The sequence below is a fragment of the Aurantiacibacter suaedae genome, assembly GCF_005434915.1.
In the GTDB taxonomy this organism is placed as follows: Bacteria; Pseudomonadota; Alphaproteobacteria; order Sphingomonadales; family Sphingomonadaceae; genus Alteraurantiacibacter; species Alteraurantiacibacter suaedae.
The window spans coordinates 124948-150571 of sequence record NZ_SKCG01000002.1; the positions used below are offsets into that span (position 1 = coordinate 124948).

The window sequence follows — 25624 nt, forward strand, 5'->3', positions numbered from 1 at the left end:
GGCACGGTTGGTGTTCATGTCCTGCAGGTCCTGCAGGGTGTTCACCAGCATCCACGAGGTGAGCGTTCCGTTCGTGACATTGCCGCTAAAGTCGGTCGGGTTCGCATAGTCGGTCGGATTGTAATAGATATCGACCGTGCTGCCAGCGCCGCTCAGGCTGGCGCTCGCGCCGCTGAACGTAACGGTGCCGCTGCCGGTGCCCATGTTGTCGGCGCGCAGGATAAGGCCTGCACCGTCGGCCAGGCCGCTGATACCGGCATTGACGGCAATGCTGCCCGCTGCGGAAAGCTCGAGCGTCGTGGGTCTATTCCATTCCAGGTAAGCTGCAACGGTGATGTTGCCTGCCTGGTTGCCCCCCGATCCGGTGGATACGGTGACATTAGCCTTTTCCAGGGCCATTCTCAGGTCAAAGGCATTGATTACGCTGTCGTTGCCGGTCGCGGTAAAGCCCGCGCTGTTGGTGTTGTCTCCGTCCGATATCGTCACATTATACGGATCGAGCAGCAGGTTGCCCGCCTTGCCCTTGGGCGCGAGCAGGTTGGTGGTGCCTTCGTAGGCGAGCAGCGCCTTGCCCGATACTTCGGCATCGCCGCCGTTGCCGCCATTGGCGCCGCCGCGTGCGGTGATCGTGCCGGCGAAGGCGGTCTTGTGGTCGGACCACAGCACCACATCGCCGCCATCGCCCCGCACCGTGGCATCGGCGCGGATGACGCTGGCCGCATCGACAGTGAGGTCGGTCGCATGGGCGAGCGGGCCGGTGCCCTGATAGCCGCCGCCGATCTCGATCGAGCCGCCGCCCAGCGTGCCCGAAGCATCGATCGTCGCGCCGGTGAGATTGATCTGATCGCCCGTCAGGCGGACCACGCCGCCCTTGCTTTCAACGCCCGTGGCGTTGATCACGCCCGAGAGGTTCACCACCCCGCGCGCCGCATCGCGCGCCGTGCCCGCGGTCAGCACCACGGTGTTCGCGTTGATCGTGCCTGCCACGTCGATATTGCCGGTGGGCAGGCCAAGCCGCAGGAACCCGTCGCCGGTAAGATCGAGCGCGCTCTGATCGCTGCCCTCCATCTTCGCGACGCCCGCCACCAGCAAGGTGCCATCGGCAAGATCGGGGCTCATCAGGTCGGAAAGCCCCGCGCGCAGCCGCATCACCTGCGCATTGGCAGGCGCGGTAACGGTGATCGCATCGCCGCCCGCCATGAAGTCGCGGTCGGAGATGTCGAGCGTCGAGGCGGTGAAGGCAGCGGCGTTGACCGTGCCGCTCTTGGTGATGGCAATGCCGTTGGGGTTCACGAGGAACACCTGCCCGTTGGCATTGATCTGCCCGGCAATCACGCTGGTGGCATCGCCGGTGACGCGGTTCAGCAGCGCCGACTGGGCACCCGGCTGCGCGATGTTCACCGCATTGCCTTCACCCACCGAGAAGCTGGTCCAGTTCACCACCGCGCGGTCGGAATGCTGGGTGATGTTCATATTGCCCGCCGACGGCGCGCCGATGGTGGCAGAGCCTGCCGCAACCTCGCCGCCGGTGGGCAGGTCGTTGGCCATGGCGGCGCTGGAGATGGCAGCTGTGGAGATAGCGGTGCTCGCAAGCAGGGCTGCGCAGCGGAGCGACTTGGCGATAAGGGTCGATTTGGTCATGATAGGTGCTCCGAAGACTTAGAAGCTGAGCTGGATGGAAAGCGAGAAGCGGCCCGGTGCGCCGGCAATGCCGTCAACCTCGGCCGCGCCATATTCGGCATTGAGGCCCCATCGGGCCCCGTCATTGCCCGCCAGGCGCACACCCGCGCCATAGGCCCAGGCCATGGTGTCGCGCCGTTCGAGCGCGCTCGGCTGCTTGAGCAGCACGCGGCCATTGGCCCCAAACACATAGGGCGCGAAGTAGATGTTCTGCGTGGTCACCGAGAACGGGAACTGCAGCTCAGCCCGCACCGCATAGCCGGTGTCGCCCTGCAACGTTCCCTGCGACAGGGTGGAGATGGCATCGCCGTGGGCAATGCCGAAGCTCTCCGAGTTGACCAGCGCATAGCCGAAGCTCGTCTGCGCCGAACCGCGCAGGCGGCCGGCAATATGCTGGGCGAAGGGCAGGTCGATCCCGGCGCTCACATTAAGCACGGTGAAGTCGGCATCGGCCCCCGCGCGCGATAGCGGCAGGGTCGGCGTGGCATCGGCTGCGCTGCGCGCGCCGGGGATGTTGAGCCCCTGCGACAGCTCCATCGCCGCGTTCATCTGCCCGCCGCCGGCAAAGGCCGTGGCAAAGTCGCCGCCCAGACGCGCCACCCGCAAGCGGTCGCGCGAGACGCCGAACTGTGTGGGCTCGATCAGGGTGATGTCTTCATTGGCGACATCGAAGGCCACGGTGCCGGTAAGCCGCGTGCTGCGGGTGAGCACGAAGGGATAGCTCAGCCGCGTGGAAAGCCGCTGGAAGTGGCTGGCAAAGCGCGGGCGGTTGATCGGCACATTGCCCGCCGTGCGCGCATCGACGCCTTCGACATTGAGCGACAGCCCGTCATTGCCGAGCGGCGCGACCACGCCCGCCGCCAGCACGCGGTTGCGCGGGCGCTTGTCGAAATAGCCATCGGACGGATCGCCCGAAGCGCGCAGGTAGATCGTCTCACCAAGACCCAGGTTGCCGTTGAAGTTGAACCCGAGCGACAGAGCCTCGCGGCCCAGCCCGTCGCTCTGCAGGTTGTTGAAGCCGAGCGTCACGCCGAGCGGGCGATAGTCGCCCTCCACGGCAAGAATGCTCATGCCCGGCTCGCTGCCGGGAACGAGGGTCGAGCGCATGGTAAGGCCCGGCATATCGGAAGCGAGCAGCAGCTTGCGCTCGATCTGGCTGATCTTCACGCCCGGCTTGCCGACCAGCGGCTGCAAATAGGATGCGACCTTGCCCTGCATCGCAGGAGGCAGGGCTTCGGTGTTCACGGCCTCGATCTGGCCCTGCACGACGACAAGGCGCAAGGTAGCGCCATCGGCCAGATCCTGCGCGGGCACGATCACACGGGTCAGCGCCTCGCCATTGGCGGCAAAGTATCGCTCCAGCTGATGCGCGGCTTCGAAGATGGCGGCCACCTTCACCGGCTTGCCAAGCAGCTGCGCTTCCAGCGCGGCGACGGCAGCCGGATCGGCAACCGCGCCCTCGATGCGCACACCGCTCAGCGTAACGACAAGATCCTGCGCGCCATCGGGCACCTGCGTGGGCATGTCCTGCGGAATGACGACCGGCCCGCCGGGCTGCTGCGCCACCGGCGCATAGCTATCGGGCACGACCTGGCTGGCCGACTGGGCGAAAGCCGGAGACGCGACGAGCGCAGCCCCAAGCAGGAGAGCTTTACGAAATACCATAGTGAGCAACCCGTGATCTTGTGTGTTTACCATAGCGTCCAAATCAATCGTGTTTACGATAAGATGGACCCCGTATTCTTGGCGGTTACTAAAGCTTGTCGAACCCATTACCGCCTTGGGAACGTACTTATTCGTTGACGGGCAAGGCGTTAGGGATGAGTTCTGGGGAAGACGATTACCGCCCCCTCCGTGAGGGCCCCTAGTTTTGCTTAAGGATGCGTTACCCAGCGCGCCGCTCCCCTCGCACCGCGGCAGCGGGCGGCCTGCGGATTATTTTGGGTGCGGCCACATTTGCGTTCCGCCAGCCAACGCGAGGCGGCGCGGATCATCTCTAAACCTTGAGCAGATCGAACGCGTAGAGCGCGGCGCGCCGCCCGGCGGCAGGCTCTATCGTGCGTAGTTCGCGCAGCTTCGCTCACCGCTGCTGGCTGCGCGACTTCAGATGAGGAGAAAATCCGCTGCGCTCAGATCGGTTGGCCGGGTGGCGAGATTGGCGAAGACCACGCCGGTGCTGCCGGTGCCGCTCGCGTCGTAATGCAGGTCGCCGCTGGCCTGATCGTATAGGATCGTGCCGCCTTGCGGGTCATCGGCACCCAGATAGGCAAATTCTTCCGCCAGATCGCTCAGGCCCGCCAGCGCGGCGAAGGCCTCGGTGCTTAGCGCGATCTTGTCGCCCTCCCCGGTGGAGAAATCGAGGATGCTGTCGATCGCATCCCAGTCTGGCGCATGCAGGAAGCAGAAGCGATCGGCACCTTGGCCGCCGATCAATTCGTTGCTTGCGGCATTGCCGACGATAATGTCGTTTCCCGCCCCGCCGATGGCATTTTCGATCACCGCGCCTTGCGCAATCGTATAGCCGCCGGAAATTCCCACATTCCCCGAAACGTAAAGTGTCGAGGCAATGCCGCCGCTCAGCGGATAGGCATTGAGGTTGATCACGCAAGCGCCAGTGCCGCCGATGTTCGAAATGGTATCGGTGCCGCCCGCATCCCAGATGCAGGTCCAGCCAGTGCCTGCCCCCTCTTGCCGGGCCAGTTCATAGACATCGTCGCCGGTGCGATGGGAGGTATTCGCGCCGTATAGCCGCTGGATCGCGGCCACATCGAACACCATCGGCGTTGTGGTGAGGCCCCAGTTCTTGTCCGCCGCCGGCGGCTCCAGATTCCATCCGAAATTGTAGGCCATCACGCTCCACACGCCCTGGCTGAGGTCGAAGTCGCCCAGCGCGCGCGCATCGCCTGCCGATACGCCAGGAAAGGTCGTCTGCGCCACGCCGTTCACCGTGGTGGAGAAGCTGTGCCCCAGCCCGAGCCCGTGGCCGATCTCGTGCACCAGTGTGGTGAAGCCCAGACCGCCGGGGGCGAGGTTCTGCCACGAGGCGGCCTGATAGTTGAACTGGCCGATCTGGCTGAAGTTGACGTCGGTGCCGGTGCCATCGAGATCGCCGAAGGGGATGGAAAATTCCGCCAGCGTGCTGACCGTTGGCAAGGCCGAGGCGGGCACCTTTTTCAGCACGATATTCGCCTCTTGCGCGGCGTCGCCGTAATAGCGGCCCTCGGCGAAGGTGAGGTTTGCGACGTTGCTATAGGTTTGCAGTGCATCGCTTGCCGCCTGTTTTTCGGCCTCGGTCCAGGTGGCCGCCGTGCTGCCGGTGGCAAAGGCATAGGTGATGGTTCCGGCAGTCCACCCGGCTTCGCCCACCACCAGCGCATCGACATAGGCGCTGCCATAACCATCGGGCGCGATGGCCGATGTGGTGAGCGCCTGCGCGTTGATGGTCAGCACGCTTTCGGCCTGCGCGCTGTTGCCCGCACCGTCGCGCACCGTGGCTTGGGCCGTGATCTCGCCTAACCCGAGTGTTGCCAGCTCGGCATGTGTCAGCGCAAGCGACCACTTGCCTTGCGCGTCGGCGGTCACATCGCGGGTGAGCGCGCTGCCCAGTGTCAGCGAAACCGTTGCGCCCGGCGCGCTGCTGCCATGGATGCTCGCCCCGCCCGGCTGCACGATCGGCGCACCGGCTACGAAGGTATAGGCCGGGGTCACCACATTGCCCTGCGCATCGACGGTGCTGGCGAAAGGATCGAGGAAACCGGCGATGGTCGGTCCGATATCGGTGAAGATGCCGGGATCGTAAGTGGGAATGGCGCTGATGGCGACCTCGGGATCTGCCCGCAAGGCGGCAGCGGCATCGCTGGAGCGCACCGCGCCATCGGCGAAGACCAGCAGATCATTGCGCGAACCGCCGCTGCCCGCGACCACGACCTGCTCTGTCATGCCGCCGATCTCACGGGTCAGCGCTATTGTCCCGGTGACAGCGGACTTTGCATAGTCGGCCCAGGCGCCGCGAAAATAGACGATGTCCACCCCGCCGCCGAGCGCGCTGGCATCAACCTGCGTGCCTTCAGCGATGTAGACCACATCGGTTCCGGAATTGCCCAGCACCTGAAACGCCACCCCCGGCTTCGTCAGCGCCACGGTCTCGCCATCGGGATCGAACAGCGCCACCTTGACCAGCGCCGACAGCTCCGCACCCGGTGCCGCGACTTTTGTCGGGGCAAGCGAGGTGTCGCCCGAGGGGACCGGGCTAGAGGCCCCCTGCGCGACGTGATTGAATGTATTGTACGCCGTTACTGAGCCGTCTGAGAACACCAGTTCGTCGGGCGCGCGCGGGGAATTGGCACCTGCGAGCATGACGGTTTCGGTCTTGCCGCCGGCCTCGCGCGTCAACACCAGCGTCGATGCGCTGGTGCTCACGGTGTAGTCTGCGAAGGCGCCCCCGAAATAGATCCGGTCCGCGCCCGATCCGGTGTTTAGCCAATAGGCGGAGCCGGGCCGAACGAACAGCGTATCGACATAGGCGGAGCCGAGATACTGGATCTCCTGCCCATCGAGCGACAGCCCGCCATAGGGCATGGCGAAATCGATGAAGGTCTCATCGTCCCCGGCCACGCCGAGGACGATGTATTTCGACGAAATTGCCATGGCTTGTTACGCTGGCGCGAAGGCCCCTTAGGCCCGGCTCTGGACGTGATCGAGCCACATGCGGCGCAACGCGTCTTCCAGATCGCGCGTGTATTGCTTCACGTCGCTGCCGGGGGCACCGGCCATCAACTCGCGCAGGCCCTTCTTCTCTTGCAGCAAAGCCTTGCGATCGCTGGCCAATTCCTTGGCGATGCTCACGAAGTCACCCTCGTCCTTCGCGACCCATTCTGGGCGACCGATCGAGGTGAGCAGGCCCGCGCCCATGCGCTGCACGAAGCTGTCGCCAGCCAGCGTGATGAGCGGAGCGCCCATCCACAGCGCCTGACAGCTGGTGGTGCCGCCATTGTAAGGGAAGCAATCGAGCGCGATGTCGACATCGCCATATTCGGCCATCATATCGTCAAGCCCGGAAGGCCCGCGGAACTCCAAGCGATCCGCTTCGATGCCAGCCTCGGCGAACATCCCGGCAAAACGCTGCTTGCCCCCATCGTCCTGAAAACTCGGACCCTTAAGCATCAGCCGAGAATCGGGCACGGCCTGCATAGCCTTCGCCCACAGCGAAACCGTGAACGGCGTCAGCTTCGAGACATTGTTGAACGACCCGAAGGTGAGCGGCCGCGAGAGGTGCTTGTTGCCAAATTGCGGGCTCGGATAGTCCTGCTCCGGCGCATAGCAGAACACGAAGTTCGGCAGATGCATCACCCGCTCGTTGTAAAGCTCGTGCTTTCCGGGCGGCGAGGTGACCGGATCGCTGATCAGCCAGTCCATGTTCGGCACGCCCGTGGTGGAGGGATAGCCGAGGAACGTCGCCTGCACCGGCGCTGCACGCCGCGCGAAAACGCTCGCCCGGTGGCGCCCGGTCAACCCGTTGAGATCGACCAGAACGTCGATCCCGTCCGCCTCGATCAGTTCGGCCAGACGGCGGTTGCTGATCGTCGCCACATCGCGCCAGCGGTCTACTCGCGAGCGCGCGCGCCGCGTCATCTCGTCGGTCAGCGGGCTGGTCGAATAGACGGTGATCTCGAAGGCATCGTGATCGTGCTGCGCGAACACCGGGCGCATGAACAGGCTCACCGGATGCTCGCCGTGCAGATCCGCCGTGACATAGCCGATCCGCAGCTTGCGCGTCCGCGCCGAAGGCTCCGCCGCGCCCGCACCTGGCGAAAGCTCGTTACGGAACGTCTCCACCGGGCGCACGTCTTCCGCAAGCGGGGCGAACAGCTCCTTGTGCAGCTCGCACACCTCGCCCGCGCTCAGCGTTTCGCTGTAAAGCGCCGCCATCGCCGCCGAGCCGCGGAAGGTCGATTCCGGCCCTTCCTCCTCGCCCAGCTGGCGATAGAGATCGAGCGCCAGATCGACATCGCCGCGCTTGCCCGCAATGGCGGCCTTGAACACGCGGAGTTCTTTCTCCTTGTCGGGGGTCAGCTCGGCCACGCGGGCAAAGCACTGCTCCGCCTCATCAAGCCATGATCCCTCGATCAGCAGCTTGCCGAGATTGAAATGCGCCTGCCAGCTATCGGGATTGGCCTCCACCTTGCGGCGCAGCAGCACATCGGCCTGCGCATGGCGCTTATGCTTCATCAGCACGCCGACAAGGGCGATTTCCTCCTCCTCGCTCAGCGTTTTCTCGCACAGCGCGCTGAGCAAATGGTCGCCATCTTCATAGACGCCCATCTGCATCAGCGCGTCGCCGAGTTCGATGGCCGCCTTGTGAAACTCCGGCTCCGCCGTCAGCGCGTGGCGGAAGGCTTCGGCTGCTGCCGCCCATTCGCCGCGTTCCGCCCGGCCGAGGCCGATGCGATAGTGCACATCGCTGCCCGTGCCCGCATCGGGGCATTCGAGCGCGCGCAGCCAGGCGACGGTCGCCTCCTCGCGCTGGCCGATCTGTTCGAGCGCGCGGGCGAGGCTCAGGTGTGCGCCATAGCGTTCGGTGGCCACTGTTGCGGCCTTGCGATAGCAGGCCAGCGCCTCTTCCAAGGTGCCGTGGTGGCGGCAGACATTGCCTGCCTCCAGCCAGGCGGTGAAGTTTTCGGGATCGGCCCGCAGCACATCGCTGAACCGCGTGCGCGCCTCCTTCCACTCGCCCTGTTTGACGGCGCAGCGCGCGAGCTGGGTCAGCGCGGGGACGATAACCTGCCCCTGCCCCTCCCCCTGATCGTGTTCGATGGCGCTGGTGAAGGCCTGCGCGGCCTCCACCCATTTTTCCTTGTCGAACAGCGCATTGCCAAAGTTGAACCAGATCGCCCCCGGTGCCTCGCCGCCATCGACGGCGCGCCGGTATTGGCGCAGCGCATCGTCGTCGCGGCCAAGCTGCCTGAGCACCTGGCCATAGTTGCCGCGCAGCACCGGATCTTCCGGTTCCTGCTTCAGCAGGTTTTCATAGAGGCCCGCCGCCGCGGTCCAGTCGCCGCGCAACTGCGCCTGGACCGCGTCGTTCATCTCCACTTTCTGTCCTTCGTTCATGATCATGCCGCAATCGTCTGGATGGTGAGATCGGTGTTGACGAGCAGCTGCACGGTCGAGTTCGTCGAGTGGTTGTAGGTCTGATAGGTGTCGTCTCCGCTATCGAAGGTGCCACCTGTGGAGACCCAATCGACCCCCAGGTTCACGATATCCCCGGCATCGCCATCGATCAGCGTCTGCTGCTTGCCGGTAATCCCGGTGATATCGGCGAACGCGTTGAAGGCGCTCTCGGTCGTTTCGGAATGCAGGGCCACCACATCGTTCAGTTCCAGCGTCAGGGTGTTGGCCCCGCTGCCGGTGAGATCGATCCGCTCGATCCCCTTGATGTGGTTGTTGCCGATCGCCCTCAGGTCAAGCGTCATGCCCGCCCCGTCCAGCGCCAGCGTATCGATGCCGTTCCCGCCGTCGATCCGCGAACCGCTGAGGTCCAGATTGGCGAGGTTATCGGCGTTGAGCACGATCCGGTCATCCCCGGCGCCACCATAGAGCACATCCTTGCCCCCGCCGCCGATCAGCACATCGTTGCCAGCCCCGCCGACGAGGGTGTCATCGCCGGTGGTGCCCGTCAGCGTATCGGCGCCGCTGGTGCCGAGCTGATCGACCTGGCTGGAGCTGAAGGCCCCATCGGTCGAACCGAAGATGACATAGGCCTTGCCCACATTGTTGTTACCCTGGCCATCGGCAAAGGGCGCGCCGACGATGAGATCGGCCAGGCCGTCGCCGTTGATGTCGCCTGCTGCCGATACCGAATGACCAACATTGTCTAAGGCACTGGAGCCCTGAATCTCGAAGCCGAGCGTATTGCCCGAGGCACTCAGCGCCGAGAGATCGACCGGGGCACCGCCAGTGCGGCCATAGACCACATAGGACTTGCCCGCGTTCGGGCCGGTCTCGCTATCGGCATAGTGAGAGCCGATGATCATATCGGCCAGGCCATCGCCGTTGATATCTCCCGCTGACGAGACCGAATAGCCCGCCTCGTTGCCCTGGCAGGCACCGACGATTTCGAAGCCTAGCGTATTGCCCGAGGCACTCATCGCGGAAAGATCGATCGGTGCGCCGCCGGTGCGGCCATAGACCACATAGGCCTTGCCCACGTTTTCGCCACCCGCGCCGTCGGCGTTGTACGCGCCGATGATGAGATCGGCCAGGCCATCGCCGTTGACATCGCCTGCTGCCGAAACCGAAGCGCCCGTCAGGTCATTGGCGCTGGACCCCACGATCTGGAAGCCCAGCGTGTTGCCGGCCACGCTCAGCGCGGAAAGGTTGACCGGCGTGCCGCCGGTGCGGCCATAAACCACATAGGCCTTGCCCGAGTTGGTGCCTGGGCCATCGGCACCCTTGGCGCCGACGATGAGATCGGCCAGGCCATCGCCGTTGACATCGCCCGCTGACGAGACCGAAAAGCCCGATTCGTCATTAGCGCTGGAGCCGACGATCTGGAAGCCCAGCGTGTTCCCCGCCGCGCTCAGCGCGGAAAGGTTGATCGGCGCACCACCGGTGCGGCCATAGATCACATAGGACTTGCCCACGTTGCCCCCGGGCGCACCATCCGCGCCATTGGCACCGACGATGAGATCGGCCAGGCCATCGCCGTTCACATCACCTGCAGACGATACTGAATAGCCAGCATAGTCAACGTTACTGGACCCAACGATTTCGAAGCCCAGCGTGTTTCCGGCCACACTTAGCGCGGAAAGATTGATCGAGGCACCGCCGGTGCGGCCATAGACCACGTAGGCCTTGCCCATGTTGTTCCCGCTCGGACCATTGATGCTATCGGCCAACATCGCGCCGACGATAAGATCGGCCAGGCCATCGCCATTGAGATCGCCTGCGGACGATACCGAATAACCGGCATAGTCATTGATGCTGGACCCCACGATTTCGAAGCCCAGCGTGTTGCCAGCCACGCTCAATGCGGAAAGGTTGATCGGCGCATCGCCGGTGCGGCCATAGACCACATAGGCCTTGCCCGCGTTGAAACCGGTCGCGGCGTCCGCAAAGTTGGCGCCGACGATCACGTCGTCGAGACCATCGCCGTTGACATCCCCGGCAGACGATACCGAATAACCGGCTTGGTCACTGGCACTGGACCCCACGATCTGGAAGCCCAGCCCGTTGCCGCCCACGCTCAGGTTCGAAACATCGATGATTGCATCGGGCGTGACGTCCACCGTGATTTCGGTGTTCACCAGCAGCTGCATGTCCGAATTGCGCGCGTTGTACACCGCGTAATACTTGGTGCCGCTGCGGATCGTGCTGTTCGAGTAGGTCCAGCCCGGCCCGGTCAGGTCGAGCGAGTCCCCTGCGTTGCCTTCGATCAGCAACTGCTGCTTGCCCACCACGCCGGTCAGGCTCTGGAACGCGTTGAACGCGCTTTCGCCGGTGCCTTCGTGCAGCTCGCGGAAGTTGCCGAGGCTCAGGATCAGCCTGTTATCGCCGCTGCCGGTGATGTCGATCTTCTCGACCCCGGTCATATGGCCCTTGCCCGCGCCCGCAAAGTCGAGCGTGATGCCCGCCCCGTCGAGTGTAAGCGTATCGAGCCCGGTGCCGCCTTCGATCCGTGCGCCGCTGGCGCCGAAGTTGGCCACGTTGTCGGCATTCAGCACGAACCGGTCGTTCCCGGCGCCGCCATAGAGCACATCCTTGCCCCCGCCGCCGATCAGCAGATCGTTGCCGCGCCCGCCGACCAGGGTTTCCCCGGAGGTGGTGCCCGTCAGCGTATCGGCACCGCTGGTGCCGAGCTGATCGACCTGGCTGGCGCTGAACACGCCGCTGGTCGAACCGTAGATGACATAGGCCTTGCCCGCGCGTGGCCCGTTCACGCTACCGGCATAGGGCGCACCCACGATCAGATCGGCCAGGCCATCGCCGTTGATGTCGCCTGCGGACGAGACCGACCAGGCAGCAGAGTCACCGGAGCTGGAGCCGACGATTTCGAAGCCCAGCGTGTTCCCGGCCACGCCCAGCGCGGAAAGGTTGATCTCGGCGCCTCCGGTGCGGCCATAGACGACATAGGTCTTGCCCGTGTTCTCACTGCCGCCGTTATCGGCATCACGCGCGCCGATGATCATATCAGCGAGGCCATCGCCGTTGATATCCCCGGCCGAGGATACCGAATAACCGGCATCGTCAAACGCAGTGGAGCCCACGATCTGGAAGCCCTGCGTGTTATCCGAAGCACTCAGCGCGGAAAGATTGACCGGCGCGCTGCCCGTGCGGCCATAGACCACATAGGCCTTGCCCACGTCCTCGCCCCCTGCACCACCGGCACTGTATCCGCCGATGACGAGATCAGCCAGACCATCGCCGTTAACATCGCCTGCCGACGATACCGAAGCGCCGACAAGGTCGGAGCCGCTGGAGCCGATGATTTCGAAGCCCAGCGTGTTGCCTTCCACGGTCAGCGCGGAAAGATCGACCGGCGCACCGCCAGTGCGGCCATAGACCACATAGGCCTTGCCAATGCTATCGCCGCCCACGCCATCGGCATTAGGCGCGCCGACAATAAGATCGGCCAGGCCATCGCCGTTCACATCCCCGGCAGACGATACTGAATAACCGGCTTGGTCATCGGCGCTGGAGCCGATGATTTCGAAGCCCTGCGTGTTGCCTGAGGCAGTCAGCGCGGAAAGATCGACAGGCGCACCGCCCGTGCGGCCATAGACCACATAGGCCTTGCCCACGTCGTCGCCGCCCGCGCCATCGACATTAGGCGCGCCGACAATAAGATCGGCCAGGCCATCACCGTTGACGTCGCCTGCTGCTGATACTGCATTGCCAGCATAATCACTGATGGCGGATCCCACGATCTGGAAACCCAGCGTGTTGCCGGAGGCGCTTAGCGCGGAAAGATCGACCGACGCACCATCGCTGCGGCCATAGACCACATAGGCCTTGCCCGTGTTATTAACGCCGGACGCCGTGTTGACGAAACCCGAACCGACGATGAGATCGGCCAGGCCATCGCCGTTCACATCACCTGCAGACGATACTGAATAGCCAGCAAAGTCACCGGCACCAGACCCAACGATCTGGAAGCCCAGTGTGTTACCAGCCACGCTCAGCGCAGACAGATCGATTGGTGCACCGCCGGTGCGACCATAGACAACATAGGCCTTGCCCGGGTTGATGCCTGGGCCATCGGCAGAGGGCGCGCTGACGATCATGTCGATCAGCCCATCGCCGTTCACGTCGCCTGCGGAAGATACCGAATAGCCCGCATTGTCACCCGTGTTGGAACCCACGATCTGGAAGCCGAGCGTGTTTTGCGCATTGCTCAGCGCGCGAACGTCGAACACCGGATCGGGCGTGTAGGCCACCGCCACATCGCTATCGACCAGCACCTGCGCGGCAGAGCGGATCGAATTGTACATCACATAGTCGTTGGTGCCGATGCGAACGCTTCCGCTTGCCAGCACCCAGCCAGCGCCGCCCAGGTTCAGCGTGTCTCCGGCGTTGCCGTCGACCATCAGCTGCTGGCGGCCCTGCTTGCCCACCTGCGCCTCGAACTTGTCGAAGCCGCTTTCGCCGGTGCCCGCGTGCAGCGCCAGGATGTTGCCCAGGTCCAGCGTCAGGCTGTTGTTGCCGCTGCCGGTCAGGTCGATCCGTTCGATGCCCTTGATCACGGTGTTGCCGAAGGTGCGGAAATCGAGCGAGAGGCCCGCGCCATCGATGGCCAGCGTATCCACGCCGCTGCCGCCGTCGATCTTGCTGCCGCTGGCGCCGAGATTGGCGAAGTTATCGGCGTTCAGCACGATCCGGTCATTGCCCGCACCGCCATAGAGAACGTCGTTACCGCCGCCGCCGATCAGCACATCGTTGCCAGCCCCGCCCACCAGCGTGTCGCCACTGGCCGTGCCGGTGAGCGTATCGGCCCCGCTGGTGCCGAGCTGATCCACCTGGCTGGCGCTGAACGCGCCATTGGTGCTGCCGAACAGGACATAGGCCTTGCCCGAGTCGGTTCCGCCTGAGCCATCGGCTTGGTTGGCCCCGACGATCAGATCGGCCAAACCATCGCCGTTGACATCGCCCGCTGCCGAGACCGACCAGCCCGCATAGTCACTGGCGTTCGATCCCAGGATCTTAAAGCCATCCGAATTGCCGGGCGCGGTCAGCGCGCTTAGCTCCACCGGAGCGCCGCCCTTGCGGCCATAGACGACGTAGGCGCTTCCGGCATTCGCTGCCGCGCCAATGTTTTCGCGGGACATAGCGACCAGCAGATCGGCGAGGCCATCGCCGTTGATATCCCCGGCGAAGGAAACCGCATTGCCTGCGTTAGCGCCTAGTTGGAAGCCGTTGATGGCAAAACCCAGCGTATTGCCCGCGGCGTTCAGTTCCTCGATATTCACATCGGTGGCATTGGTGCGGCCATAGATCACATAGGCCTTGCCCAAATTGTTGGCCGCGCCATCAGCGTATTGGGCGCCAATGACCAGATCCCCCAGACCATCGCCGTTTACGTCCCCGGCATAAGATACCGAATTGCCGAATTCCTCGTCTGAGGCGGACCCGATGATCTGGAAGCCCAGCGCGCTATCCTGCGCACCAACCGCCGAAAGCTCGATCGGCTGCCCGCCGGTGCGGCCATAGATCACGTAAGCCTTGCCGGTTCTGCTGCTATCCAGTAGAGCGCCGACAACCATATCGGCCAGCCCATCGCCGTTCAGATCGCCCGCGTAGGATACGGAATAGCCGTTGTACTGGACGGAGCCAAAGCTGCTGGCCAGAAGCTTGAAGCCCAGCGCGTTGCCCGAAGAATCCAGATCGGTGACACTCACCGTCGACCCGCTGGTGCGCCCGTAAACCACATAGGCCTGGCCCTTGTTGGTCCCGCCAGTATCGTCGTCCGGTGCTCCGACGATAAGGTCGGCCAGGCCATCGCCGTTGACATCGCCGGCCGACGATACCGAGAAGCCCGTGTAGTCGCCGTTGCTACAACCGATGATCTCGAAGCCCAGCGTGTTGCCCGCCTGAGACAGCTCGCTCGCACGGATGGTGCCGCCTTCGGTGCGCCCATAGACGACGAAGGCCTTGCCCGGCTTTCCATTGCCGCCTGTTGCACCGACGATAAGATCCATAAGGCCATCGCCGTTGACGTCACCTGCAGAGGATACCGAAACCCCCACATAATCGCTAACTGCCGTTCCAACGAGCTGGAAGCCCAGTGTGTTGCCCGCTGCCGAGAGGGCAGAGAGGTTGACCGGCGCCCCGCTGCCAGTCCGCCCGAACACGACATAGGCCGCGCCCGCTAGCCCATTTGCACCAGTCGCGCCGACAATAAGATCATCGAGCCCATCGCCGTTGACGTCGCCTGCCGAGGAAACCGACCGGCCTGTGGAGTCGTTCGCTGCCACTCCGTTGATCTGGAAGCCCACGGTGTTCGCCGTGTTCGACAAGGCGGCAAGATCGACGGTGTTGGTCACCGCGTAGGTGCCGTTGCTGGCCGCCGAAAGGTTGCCCGCCTGGTCCACGGTATAGAGCCGGTAATTCCCGCTCATCAGCCCCGCCAGCGACAGCGCGGTGTTGGTATTCGCCCCCACGGCGACACTGTTCCAGTATTGCGTATCGAGCGCGGTGATGTCCGAAAGCTGCGTGATGGTTCCCGCCTCGGCCACGTTCACGAGATAGGCCGTGCCCTCCTCGCTGCTGCGCACCGTGGCCGACCTGGTGTTCGCCCCCTCGCCCGCCGTCAGCGTTGCGACCGGAGCCGCAGCGTCAAGCACGAAGGTCTCCGTACCGGCCAGTGAGCTGTTGCCCGCCGCGTCCGTAGCGGTGGCGCTGGCGGTTACCGTGCCGTTGCCCAGCGTGGCCAGTTCAGCCTCGGTAAGGGTAATGGCCAGCGGGGTGCCATCGCTCGTGAAGGTCTTGGTGAGCGAACCGTTCGCACCAGCAAAGACCACCGATAGCACGGCGCCATCTTCCGCCGTCACCTGCACGACGCCGGCTGGATCGCTTGCTTCCGCGCGCGATACCGCGCCTTCCACGTTCGCACCCATGACGACCGAAGGCACATCGGGCGGTGTCGCATCGAGCGTGAAGGTCAGCTGGCCGCTTGCTGCGGTGTTGCCTGCCGCATCTTCCGCTTCGGCGGCGACGATAACCTCGCCCTCGCCCAGCGTTGCAAGATCCGCGCTGGTCAGCTGCACGCCCACGGCGGAGCCGGTGCCCGTCACCTCCTTGGTCACCGTGCCTAGCCTGCCGATGAAGACGACCTCCACCGTGGAGCCGTTCTCCGCCGTGACCAGCACCGCGCCATCCGCCGATGTCGCATCGTCTGCCGACAAGACACCGTCGGTGCCTGCCGGAAGGCTCAGCGGCTGCACGGTCGGCGGTGTGCGATCGAGCGTGAAGGTGGCAGCATCGCCCACCAGCGAGACATTGCCCGCCGGGTCTTTCGCCACGGCCGTGATCGAGATCGTCCCGTCACCCAGATTGGCCAGATTGGCCGCCGAAAGCGTGACCGCCTGCGGGCTGCCCGTGGCGATCAGCGTCTTGGTGATGGCCTGCGCGCCCTGCTGGATCGTGACCGTGATCGTGCTGCCGGCTTCCGCCGTGACAGTGGCGACACCGCCTGCATCCGTGGCGCTTTCCGCCGATTTGATAGTGGCGCCGGTGATCGCAATCGTCGGCTCGTCCGGCGCAACCAGATCGAGCACGAACGAGGTCGTGGTCGGATCAGACTCGTTGCCCGCGCTGTCGGTCACATAGGAGGACACCGAAATGGTGCCGCTGCCCAGCGTGCTGGCCTCCACCGCGGTGAGCGCAACATTCTGCCGGCTGCCGGTGCCGGTAAGCACCTTTTCAACGGTTTGCGACCCGTTCGTGAACACAACCGTAACTTGCGCGCCTGCCTCTGCCGTCACGCCCACCACGCCGGTGGCCGAGGTGGCCTCTGCCGTGGTCGCGCCATTGGCGATGCCGGTGCTGAGCACCACGTTGGGCGAACCGGGAGCCGTAACGTCGAGCGTGAAGCCCGCGCTGGTTTCAGCCGAGGTGTTGCCAGCCTCGTCGCTGGCGGTTGCCACCACGCTGATGTTGCCATCGCCCAGGATCTGAAGGTCGGCTTCGGTCAGCGTCACGGCTTGCGCGCCACCATCGGCAGCAAGCTGCTTGAGCACGCTGTTCGACCCGTTGATGAAGACCACCGAAATGGTGGACCCCGCTTCGGCCTGAACCGTGACCGCACCCGAGGCATCCGTGGCTTCGGCCGCCGATGCGACATCGGCCACATCCGAGGACACCGAGAGGAGCGGCGCATCGGGCGCTTCGCGATCGAGCGTGAAATCGACCGCTTCGGCCACGGCGGAAGCATTGCCCGCAACGTCGGTGGCGCGGGCGGTGATCACCACCCTGCCATCGCCCAGCGTGGCGATTTCACTGGCGCTCAGAGAGATCGTCTGCGCCGATCCCGTGGCCACCAGTGTTTTCACGATCTGCGTGGCGCCCTGCGTGATGGTCACCGTGATGGTGGAACCAGCCTCGCCCGTTACCGAGGCGACACCCGCCGCATCGGTCGCGGCTTCCTGCGCCTTCACCTCGTCGCCGATCAGACTGAGAGCCGGAACGGTCGGCGGCGTCATGTCGAGCGTGAAGCTGGTGGTCGCGGCAGGCGAGACGTTGCCGACCGGATCGCGCGTGACTGCCGAAACAGAGATCGTGCCATTGCCAAGCCCGGCCAGATCGCTGGCATTCAGCGTCACGGCCTGCGCGTTGCCGGTCGCGGTAACGCTCTTGGTGACGCTGCTGGCGCCGTTGGTGAAGGTCACCAGAATGGTGCCACCAGCTTCGCCTTTCACACTTACCGCACCGGTTGCCGCGGCGGCTTCCGCCAGCGTGGCGCCATTGGCGATTCCTGCGCCAAGCGTCACCAGCGGGGCAGGCGGCGGCGAATTGTCGAGCTGGAAGCTCGTGGTGGCAGGGGCCGAGGTGTTGCCCGCGGCATCCTTGGCCTGCGCGCTGACCGAGATCGTGCCATCGCCAAGCGTGACGAGATCCGCCGCCGAAAGCTTGATGGCTTGGCTGCCGCCAGTGGCGGTGACCGTCTTGGAGACGCTCTTCGTGCCATTGGTGAAGGTAACAGTCGCGGTCGAGCCCACCTCGGCGGTCAACAGAACGACACCGGTCGCGGCCGTCGCTTCGGGGCCGGAGGCGATGTCGTCCACACCGCTGCCCAGTTGCAACGTGGGTGCAGCGGGCGGGGTATCGTCGATTGTGAAGGTGCTGGTCGTGGTGGAAGAAATGTTCCCGACATCGTCCTGCACCACCACGGAGACCGTGACATCGCCCTCACCCAGTGCCGCGACATCGGTCGCAGTAAGGGCAACCGACTGGGAAACCCCGGTGCCGGTGATTTCCTTGGTCACGCTTCCCGCATTGGTTTCGAACTTGATCGTGGCGGTCGCGCCAACTTCGGCCACGACCTTCACCACGCCGCTGGCGCTTTCGGCCTGATCCGATGTCTTGGCGGCCGAGCCGACCACGCTCACCGTAGGGGCAACGGGCGCCTCGATGTCCAGTTCGAAGCTGTTGCTGACCTCGGCGCTTTCGTTGCCCACGCTATCGGTGGCAACGGCGGAAACCAGCACGGTGCCATTGCCCAGCAAGGCGATTTCGGATTCGGTCAGGACCACGGCCTGCTCGCTGCCATTGGCCTCCAGCACCTTGGCGATGCTGTTCGATCCGTTCACGAAGGTGACCGTAACCGTGCTGCCCGCGTCGGCGGTGACGGTGGCGAGGCCGGATTCGCTGCTCGCTTCGTCGAGCGAGGCCCCGTCGAGGACATTGCCCGCGATGGCGAGAACCGGCGCGTCGGGCGCGGTGCGATCCAGCGCGAACTGCACGGTGCTGGTCGATACGGCGACATTGCCCGCAGTATCGCGCGAAGAGGCCTGCACAAGCACGCCGCCATCGCCGAGGGTTCCGAGATCGCTCAGCGACAGCGAAACCGCCTGCGCGTTGCCATTGCCCACCAGCGCCTTGGTAACGGAGCCCTCGCTGCCGGTGAAGGTCACGGTCACGGCTGTGCCAGCCTCGGCCGTTACCTGCACCGCCCCGGCAGCGCTTGCCGCCGTGGTGGCCGATTTCTCGTCGTCGCCGATCAGGGCAAGCGCCGGGCTCGGCGGAGGAGTGAGGTCAAGCTCGAAGGCTGTCGTCGTGGGGCCCGAGGAATTGCCCACCCCGTCGCGCGCAACGGCGGAAACGGTGACGGTTCCATCGCCCAAAGCGGCGAGATTGGAAGCGGACAGGACAACGGCCTGCGCCGACCCCGTTCCGACCAGCGTTTTCACGACCGTGTTGGTGCCGTTGGTGAAGGTGACGGTGACTTGCGCCCCGTTTTCCGCAACCATCGACACGACACCGGTCGCGGCCTTGGCTTCGGCCAGCGTGGCCCCATCGGATACGCCCGCAGCCAGCGTGAGAGCCGGTGCCGAAGGCGGCGAACTGTCGAGCGTGAAGTCGATCGAAGAAGATGCACCCGACTGGTTGCCAGCGGCATCGCGGGCGACCGCCGTCACCGAGATGTTGCCATCGCCCAGCGTGGCCAGATCGCCAGCAGTCAGCACGACCGCCTGCGGCGTGCCCTGGCCCACAACCGTCTTGGTGATCTGGTCAGAGCCGTTCGAGAAGGTCACGGTAACAACCGCACCGATCTCGGCGCCCACCGTGGCCACACCCGTGGCCGCCGTCGCCTCGGCAATCGAGACGACCCCGTCGACGCCGGTGCCGAGCTGCAAGGTCGGCGCAGTCGGCGCGACATCGTCGATGGTGAGGTTCAGGTTCTTCGACTGCGAGGCGTTGCCCACAGTGTCGACCGCGGTCGCGCTGACCGCGATCACCCCATTGCCCAGCTGCGACACCTCCGCCGATGTGAGGGTGATCGTCTGGGCGGAGCCGGTCGCCGTCACCGAGCGGGTGACGGTTTCCACGCCGTTGCTGAAGGTCAGCGTGACGGCGGCGCCAGCCTCGGCGGTGAATTCGAGGATGCCGCCTGCATCGGCAGCTTGGGCCGAGGTCTTCGCCTGCGATCCCAGCAGCGTCAGCAGCGGGGCCGAAGGAGGCAGCATGTCGAGCGCGAAGCTCTCGGTCACTGCGCTCGACGTGTTGCCCGCGCTATCGCGGGTTGCGGCGGCAACGGTAATGGTGCCGCTGCCCAGCGTCGCCAGATCGGACTGCGAGAGGACGACCGCCTGCTGGCCGCCATTGGCGGTGAGCTGCTTGGTCACGGTCCGCGCGCCATTGGTGAAGGTCACCTCGATGGCCGTGCCGACCGGCGAGGTCACATAGGCGACCCCGCCCTGCGACGAGGCTTCGGCAGCGGACGCGCCATCGGCAATGCCCGTGCCAAGCGACAGCGAGGGCGCTGCCGGCGGGGTGCGATCGAGCACGAATTCGATCGGATTGGTGGAAGCAGAGACGTTCCCGGCCGTGTCCTTGGCGCTGGCACGGACAACGATCGCCCCATCGCCAAGCACATCGAGATCGGCTGCGGTCAGCGCCACGGCCTGCGTTGCACCCGTGGCGACCAGTTCCTTGGTGACCGAGCCGCCGATGCCCGTCAGCGTCACGGTGACGTTGGAGCCACCTTCCGCCTTGACCTTCACCACCCCGGTTTCGGCAATAGCCTCTGCCGCCGTGGCGCCGCCGCTGATGCCATTGGCCAGCGAGATAGTGGGCGCGGCGGGAGCCTGTCGGTCGAGATCGAAGCTCGCCGTGACGGCGTCCGAGGCGTTGCCGCTCTCGTCGCTTGCCACCACGCTGACAGCCACACTGCCATCGCCCAGCGCCGCCTGCTCGGCAGCCGTCAGCGATACGATGGTCGGGGTGCCGTCGCTCACATAGTTCTTGGTGAGCGTGCCCAGCGAGCCGGTGAAAGTGACGGACAAGGTCGCGCCGCTTTCGCCATCAAGCGTCATCAATCCGCCAGCGGCGGAAGCCTCCAGCGCCGTCACACCGTTGGCAGCGCCTTCGGCCAGCGTCACTTCGGGGATGGCGGGCGCCGTTGCATCGAGATCGAAGCTCAGTGTTTTCAGGCCGGACGGATTGCCCGCTGCATCCTTCACCGATGCCGAAACGGTGACGGGGCCATCGCCAAGCTGCGCCACTTGCGCTTCGGTCAGCGCCACGGTCTGCGCCGCGCCGGTGCCGGTGAGGGTCAGCTTGATAACAGCGCCCGAATATCCGTTCAGCGTAACGGTAACCACTGCGCCATTTTCGGCGCTGACCGAAACGACGCCGTCTTCCGAAGTCGATTCGGCGAGATTCTTGGAATTGGAGCCGATCAGGGTCAAGCCAACGACAGGCGCTGTCGTATCCAGCGTGAAGGTCACATCCGAGGTCGCCGACTCGTTGCCCGCTGCGTCCTCTGCCGAAGCGGTGACGGAAATCGTGCCGTCGCCAAGCCGGGCGAGATCGCCCGCATTCAGCCTCACCGCCTGCGACGCACCATTGGCTTCAATCGCCTTGACCACTTCGTTCTCACCGTTGGAGAAGGTGACCGTCACGATCGAGCCGGTATCGGCCTTGATATAGACCGCGCCCGCGCCCGCTTCTGCGGCAGTCGCGCCGCCGCCGGCTGCATCGACACCCTGGCCCAGCGTCAGCAGGGGAGCATCAGGCGCGACCGCGTCGAGCACGAATTGTGTGGTGACCGCGGGCGAGGCGTTGCCCGCCCCGTCCGTCGTCACAGCGGTTATTTCGATGGGGCCGTCGCCCAGCGTCGCGAGGTCGGCGGCAGTCAACGTGATCGCATCCGCGTCTCCGCTGGCAGATGCCACCACCTTGGTGACGGAGCCGCCGACGCCGCTGAAGACCACCCGCACGCCGAGGCCCGCAGTCGCGGTAACGGTCAGCACGCCATCGCCTGACAGCGCATCGTCTTCCGACTTGTTCTGGCCGCCGAGCAGCTGCACCACCGGCGCTTCGGGCGGTTCAACCTGCAGGGTGAAGCTCGCGGTTCCGGCGTCCGAGACGTTGCCCGCCGCATCGGTTGCGACGGCGCTGACCGACACCGGCCCATCGCCAAGCTGCGCCAACTCCGCACTGGTCAGGATGACGGGCTTGTCGTTCCCGATCCCGGTGATGGTTTTCTCGACCGCCGATGCCTCGCCGCTGGTGCCGACGAAGGTCACCACCACGGTTGCGCCCGCCTCGGCGCTGACGCGCACGACACCGCCCGAGGAGGTGCCTTCGCTCAGCGTCACGCCGTCGCTGACGCCAGCGCCCAGCAGGATTGTCGGCGCTTCGGGCGGCGTCTCGTCAAGCGTGAGGCTCATCATCGAAGCGGCGGAATAGGTGCCGGTTCCGGCATTGTACTGACGCACGGCGATCAGGTTGATGCCTTCGACCGCTGCCGGATCGCTGGTCCAGGTCTCGCCGCCATCTGAGCTGTATTGCAGCTCGTTGCCCGCCGACAGGCCGCCGACATCGAGGCGGCTGTCCGAAGTCAGGTGATCGGTGGCCGAGACGCCGGTGTCGTTTTCAAGCGCGAGCGCCAGCGAAGGCTGGTCGATCGATTCGTCGAGCGTGAAGACTTCGACGACTACAGCGGAGGCGTTGCCCGCCTTGTCGATCTGACGCACGGAGACGGTGTTCTCGCCCGAGGTGGCGGTGAAGGTGTTGCTCCAGGTCTCGCCGCCATCGACGCTGAACTCGAGCGTGGTGCCCGCTTCCTGCCCGGTGATGCTGAGCAGGCCGGTATAGGGGTTGCCTTCGACCTCAAGCGTGGTGGGGGCAACGGTGTCGATCGTGAACTCGAGCGCGGCCTTTGCCGAGGAATTGCCCGCCGCGTCGCGGGACACGGCCTCGACCGAGACGGCCCCGTTGCCCAGCGTTGCCAGCTCGGCTTCGGTCAGCGTCACGGCGACAGGATTGCCCGTGCCGGTGACGGTCTTGGTGACGACGCCATCGGAACCCTGGAACAGCACCCGCGCCGTAGCACCCAGCTCGGCGGTGACGAGGATCACGCCTTCGGCCGCGGTCACTTCCGCCGCGGTCTTGTCGAAATCTCCGACAATGTCGATCACCGGATCGCCCGGCGCATCGCCATCAATGGCGAAGGTGGTGGTGGCAGGGTCAGAGCTGTTGCCGGCCAGATCGGTGGCGGTCGCCGACACGGTGATCTCGCCATCGCCCAGCAGCGCAAGGTCATCGGCCGAAAGCACCACCGCCTGCGCCGCGCCGATGCCCTGCACCGTCTTGGTGACCGAACCAATGGCGCTGGAGAAGGTGACCTTCACCTCGCTGCCGCTTTGCGCGGTGACTTGCACCGCGCCGCCCGACTGGATCGCCTCGGCATAGGTTGCCCCGCCGGCAACGCCGGTGCCCAGCGCGATGGTGGGCTGCGCGGGCGCTTCGCTGTCGAGCGTGAAGGTCAGCGCGGTGACCGGCGAGCGTTCGCTGCCTTCGACCTGCCGCACCAGCACCTGGTTCAGCCCCTGAGCTGCGGTAAAGGTCTGCGTCCAGGTCGCGCCGTTATCGGTGCTGTATTCGACCGTGGCCCCGGCATTCTGGCCCACGACATTGATCTGGCCGTTGCTGGTGATGCCGTCGCCCGCGCTCTTGCCGGTGTCTTCGACCAGCGAGACTTCGAGGCTCGGCAGAGTGGCGGTGAGATCGAACTCCAGCGTCTGCGGGTCCGAGGCATTGCCCGCCGCATCGACCTCGCGCACGAGGATGGTGTTGGCACCGTCTTGCGGAGAATAGCTGGTGCTCCAGCTGTCGCCGCCATCCATGCTGTATTCGATGGTCGAACCGGCCTCTTCGCCAGTGGTGGAGATAATGCCCGACGCATCGACGCTGGCCACCATGCCGGTGGGCGCGATGGTATCGACAGTGAAGGAGGTGGTGGCCGTCCCGGACTCGTTGCCCGCAGCGTCCGTGGCCGTCACCGCAACGGTGACCTCGCCCTCGCCCAGCGTGGCGAGCTGGGCCTCGCTCAGCACCAGCGGCTGCGCGCTTCCGTCAGCACTCAGCGTCAGCTCGACGCTGCCATTCGCACTGGTGAACACGGCGACGACGCTGGAACCGGCCTCTGCCGTTACGGTCATCACGCCATCGGCCGAGGTCGCCTCGGCCATGGTTGCGCCGCCGCTCACAGCCGTGGCCAGCGCAACAACGGGCGCACCCGGCGCCAGCGTATCGATGGTGAAGCTGGCTTCGGCAGCGGGCGACTGGTTGCCCGCGGCATCGGTCACAAGAGTGGTCACGTTTACCGTGCCTTCGCCCAGCTCGCCCAATTCGGCGGCGGTAAGAACGATGGCCTGCGCGGCCCCCGTTCCCTCGACGAAGCGGATCACGGTTCCGGCGCTGCCTTCGAAGCGCACTTCGGCCGTGGCCCCTTCTTCGGCGACCAGCGACAGCACGCCGTCCTGCGACAGCGCGGCATCTTCATTCTTGATGGCATCGCCCACCAGCGTAAGCTCGGCAGCCTCGGGCACATCGGAATCGACACGGATTCCGGGCGCAGTTAGCCCGCCATGTTCAAGAACGACCTCGAGGCCGTTCTCGCCCTTGAAATCGTCGGCAGTGGCGGTGCCCAGCGCCAGGCTGTCGGGCTTGAGCGAAATGCCATCGGCGTCAAGCAGGTCGGCAGGGATCTGCCCGCCGGTGAACGCCAGCCCCTTCACGCCCTGCGCCGTCTGCGCGGTGCCGGTGGCGGTGAGCGTGAACTCCTGGCCGCCGACCAGCGCCGTGATGGTGAGCGTCTTGCCTTCGGCCAGCACCACGTTCTGGTTGAAATCGAGCGTGAACGACAGCGTATCGCCTTCGCGCAGCCACATGGCTTCGGCGGGGCTGCGAATGCCCTGCACGTTTACCGAAAGGCCGGGGGTGATGGTGCCCGGATCGTAGGTGTTGATAGCGTCGAGCGCCGTCCCGGCATCGTCCTTTATCGCCCTGCCAGCATAGAGCGACTCAACCGCGCCATCTGCGAACACGAGCAGATCGTTGCGCGACGCGCCACTCGCGGCAACGACCACACTCTCCATGACATCGCCAACCATGCGCGTCAGCGTCATGCTGGAACCCGAAATGGTCTTCGTATAGTCCGACCATTTGCCGCGGAAATAGACGATATCCTGGCCGCCGCCCAGACCGCTCGCGTCGATCTGGGCACCATCGGCCACATAAACGACATCGACGCCTGCATTGCCGAGCACCTGAAAGCTCATGCCCTGGGGCGCCAGAGAAACCGTGTCACCGGCAGGATCGAAGATCGCCACCTTCACGCTGGCCGCCAGGTCTGCATCGGGCGCCGCAGCGCCTACCGGTGCACGCGAAGTCTCCCCTGTCGGAACTGGCGCGTCGGCGCCCTGGGCCACGGCACTGTGCGCCTGATTGGCCGCAACCGAGCCATCGGAGAACACCAGCACGTCGGGTGTGCGCGGCGAGGCGGCGCCCGCAATATTCACCGTTTCCGTCTTCTCACCGACAGTGCGCGTAAGGGTCAGCGTCGAACCCGTGGTGGTGACGGTGTAGTCTGAATAGGATCCCTCGAAATAGATCTTGTCCGCGCCTGAGCCGGTGCTCAGCGAGTATGTCGCACCCGGACGCACGAACAGCGCATCGACAGAGCTTGAACCGAGATACTGTATCTCCTGACCATCAAGCGACAAGGTGCCGTAATTCAGATCGAAATCGATGAAATTCGTCTCGGTGCCATCAGTGCTCACGATGATATATTTTGAAGTAATGGCCATGATCGTATCCCTGCTAATCTCTTGTGCCCGAACCTTTTGGTCCTGCCGCTTTATGTCTGGTGGCGGAGTAGCGCCGTCTGCGCTGTGATCTTTGGGCGGAGCGCGCGTGATCGCAGCGCCCCGCCAAGTCAAAA

General features: G+C 65.1%; 5 protein-coding genes. All 5 read right to left on the minus strand.

Annotation, left to right across the window (positions count from 1 at the left end; all coding sequences use genetic code 11):
* Positions 1 to 1641, minus strand: a 1641-nt coding sequence (locus tag E0473_RS06995) for a two-partner secretion domain-containing protein (RefSeq protein WP_137680867.1), incomplete at its 3' end; no start/stop codon positions are given.
* 18 nt (positions 1642 to 1659) lie between these two features.
* Positions 1660 to 3345, minus strand: a complete 1686-nt coding sequence (locus E0473_RS07000) for a ShlB/FhaC/HecB family hemolysin secretion/activation protein (RefSeq protein ID WP_161981539.1) — start codon at positions 3343 to 3345, stop codon at positions 1660 to 1662.
* Between the two features lie 438 nt (positions 3346 to 3783).
* The gene (locus E0473_RS07005; RefSeq protein WP_137680176.1) at positions 3784 to 6327 is read right to left on the minus strand and encodes a M10 family metallopeptidase C-terminal domain-containing protein; all 2544 of its coding nucleotides are present in this window, start codon (positions 6325 to 6327) and stop codon (positions 3784 to 3786) included.
* A 27-nt stretch (positions 6328 to 6354) separates the two neighbouring features.
* A complete protein-coding gene (locus E0473_RS07010; protein ID WP_137680177.1) occupies positions 6355 to 8796 on the minus strand; it encodes a tetratricopeptide repeat protein in 2442 nt (813 codons plus the stop codon).
* Positions 8793 to 25490: a beta strand repeat-containing protein gene (locus E0473_RS07015; protein WP_137680178.1), complete on the minus strand. Its 16698-nt coding sequence runs from the start codon at positions 25488 to 25490 to the stop codon at positions 8793 to 8795. Before E0473_RS07015 ends, E0473_RS07010 begins: the two co-directional genes overlap by 4 nt.
* Positions 25491 to 25624: the final 134 nt, after the last annotated feature.